This window comes from Parabacteroides sp. Marseille-P3160, from assembly GCF_900162725.1.
Taxonomy (GTDB): domain Bacteria; phylum Bacteroidota; class Bacteroidia; order Bacteroidales; family Tannerellaceae; genus Marseille-P3160.
Genome location: NZ_LT799416.1, coordinates 1 through 965, shown reverse-complemented (window position 1 = coordinate 965; position 965 = coordinate 1). Strand labels below are relative to the sequence as shown.

At 46.9% G+C, this 965-nt stretch carries 2 pseudogenes; both read left to right on the top strand.

What is annotated here, in order from left to right:
- Window positions 1-654, top strand: a pseudogene (locus BQ8014_RS00020) (hypothetical protein); the annotation flags it as partial.
- 9 nt (window positions 655-663) lie between these two features.
- Window positions 664-965: pseudogene (locus BQ8014_RS00015) on the top strand (pyridine nucleotide-disulfide oxidoreductase); the annotation flags it as partial.

Here is a 965-nt window from a genome sequence, read left to right as displayed (position 1 = left end):
GATGATAAAGGACGCAGATGGCGGCTTCCATTAGGCGATGAGACCTATACTTCTCTAACCAATCAGGGAGTATTACGCATTTGCCGTGAGGTGGCAACCGAGCGTGATTTGTTAAACTGTCATGGTACTTTCTATGAGTTGCCGGCCGAAAATGCCGATGGATATGCTAAAATCCGTCCGATCGCCTCCCATTCTTACCGGATCAACGACTATGCTTCTTATCGCGGAATGCTTATCTTTACAGGCCTTACGCCGGAAGAGGGTAAAAACAATCCGCATGTGATTGTATCGGAAGACGGGAAAGCGGCTGTATGGGCAGGAGTGATCGACGACCTTTGGAAATTAGGGAAACCGGTTGGCAAGGGAGGTCCTTGGGTGGAATCCGATGTAAAGGCGAAGATTCCTTCCGACCCTTACTTAATTGGTTTTTATGACCAACGTACGTTAACCTTATCGCATCAATCTTCAAAACCGGTAAAAATAACGGTGGAAGTGGATCCGACAGGGAATGGGGATTGGATGGAATACGCCGTCTATACCGTTCAGCCGGGAGAAAAACAGACAGATCTGTTCCCTGAATCTTTTCAGGCCCGCTGGATCCGGTTCATCTCGGATACAGATACAAACGTGACTACATGGTTGGAATATAAATAGAATATTATTATGAGAAAAAGCAATGCAATCTTACTTCTTTTGTTATTTATAAGTGTGATGTCGGCACGAGCCGCCTCTCTTTTTGTGGAGGCGGAGAGCTTTCAACAAAAGGGAGGCTGGGTAGTTGACCAGCAGTTTATGGACCTGATGGGCTCTTCCTACTTGCTGGCTCATGGGCTGGGAAAAACGGTGAATGACGCTACGACATCTATTACTTTCCCGGAAAAAGGAACCTATTATGTATTCGTTCGTACGTATAACTGGACTTCCCCCTGGCATAAGGGGGAAGGTCCGGGGCGGTTTACGCTTTT